Genomic DNA, 1,650 nt, shown 5'->3' with positions numbered 1-1,650 from the left:
ATGAGATTCCCGAGATGACGGCGCGGGTCGCCCGGGCCGCGTTCCCCCAGGGCTCGTTGGCCATCCGAATTCGTGATGCGCTGGGCGAGGTCTTCGCCGACGAGCAGTTCAGCGATCTGTTCGCGGCCCGGGGACATCCCTCCACGTCGCCGGCACGGCTGGTCATGGTGCTGCTCCTGCAGTTCGCGGAGGGGCTGACGGACCGCCAGGCCGCAGAGGCCGTCCGCGGACGTGTGGACTGGAAGTTCTTGCTCGGCCTGCCGCTGGAGGACCCGGGCTTCGACGCCTCGGTCCTCAGCGAGTTCCGCACCCGACTGACCGGCCAAGGCCAGGCCGACCGTCTGTTGACCGTGATGCTCGAGCACCTGCGCGAGCACCGGCTGCTGGAGCGCGGCGGACGGCAACGCACCGATGCCACCCATGTGCACGGCGCGATCCGGATGCTCAACCGCCTGGAACTGGCGATGGAGACGATGCGGGCCGCCCTGGAGACCTTGGCGGTCGCCACCCCGGTCTGGCTGGTCGAACACGCACCGACCGCTTGGTGGGACCGCTATGCCCGACGCGCGGACGATTTCCGGCTGCCCCAGTCCGATACCGCACGACGTGCCCTGGCCGCCACGGTCGGCGCCGACGGCTACCGGCTCCTGGACGCAGTCCATCATCCCGCCACCCCGGCCTGGCTGCGGGAACTTCCCACGCTGCGGGTCCTGCGCCAGCTCTGGGTCCAGCAGTACTACCGCGACGCCGGTGGCCACCGCTGGCGGGACAAGGTCGATCTGCCGCCCGGTGCGGTCGCGATCGGCAGCCCGTACGACACCGACGCCCGCTACGGCATCAAGCGCGGCATGGGCTGGCGCGGTTACAAAGGTCACTTCACCGAGGTCTGCGAGCCGGACCGGCCGCACATGATCGTGCATGTCGCCACCACCGCGGCCACCGTGAGCGACGTAGAGACCGTCACCGCCCGACACAACGACCTCGCCGCCGCCGATCTGCTGCCCGACCAGGAGCTGGTGGACGCCGCCTACGTCAGCGTCGACCACATCCTGGATGCCGACGCAGACCACGGCATCGACCTGGTCGGACCGCTGCCGCCGGACTTCTCCTGGCAGACCCGCACCCCGGACGCCTTCGACCTGGCCCGGTTCACCGTCGACTTCGACCAGCGCCACGTCACCTGCCCGACCGGCGCCGTCAGCCGCAACTGGCGCGAGTCGATCAGCGCCGACGGCCTGCCGACCGTCCAGGTCACCTTCCGCCAGCCGGACTGCACACCCTGCCCGCAGCGCGCCCGCTGCACCCGCTCGACGGTCAACGCCCGCTCCTTGACATTCCGTCCCCGCCAGCAGTTCGAGGCCCAGCAACGACTCCGCGCCGAGCAGGCCACCGACGCCTGGCGCGAGCAGTACGCCCTGCGTGCGGGCATCGAGGGCACGATGGCCCAGGCATCCAGACGCTGCGACGTCCACCACGCCCGCTACAAAGGACTCGCCAAGACCCACCTGCAACACGTACTCACCGCGATGGCTCTCAACCTCGTCCGCATCGACGCCTGGCTCACCGGCACCCCGCTCGGCGGTAGCTGGACCTCCCGCCTCAGCACACTCCGCCTCTCACTCACGCCACCGTGAATAGACCAGCAGAGTC

1 protein-coding gene is annotated in these 1,650 nt (G+C 70.1%); it reads left to right on the top strand.

Annotated elements, in window-relative coordinates; all coding sequences use genetic code 11:
- On the top strand, positions 1-1,634 hold a 1,634-nt coding region (locus O3W51_RS47920; protein WP_331284174.1), incomplete at its 5' end, for an IS1182 family transposase.
- Positions 1,635-1,650 lie beyond the last annotated feature (16 nt).

The organism is Streptomyces sp. H39-C1, from assembly GCF_027158125.1.
Taxonomy (GTDB): domain Bacteria; phylum Actinomycetota; class Actinomycetes; order Streptomycetales; family Streptomycetaceae; genus Actinacidiphila; species Actinacidiphila fildesensis.
Note: the sequence above shows the minus strand (reverse complement) of the source record. Positions and strands in the feature narration are given on the sequence as shown.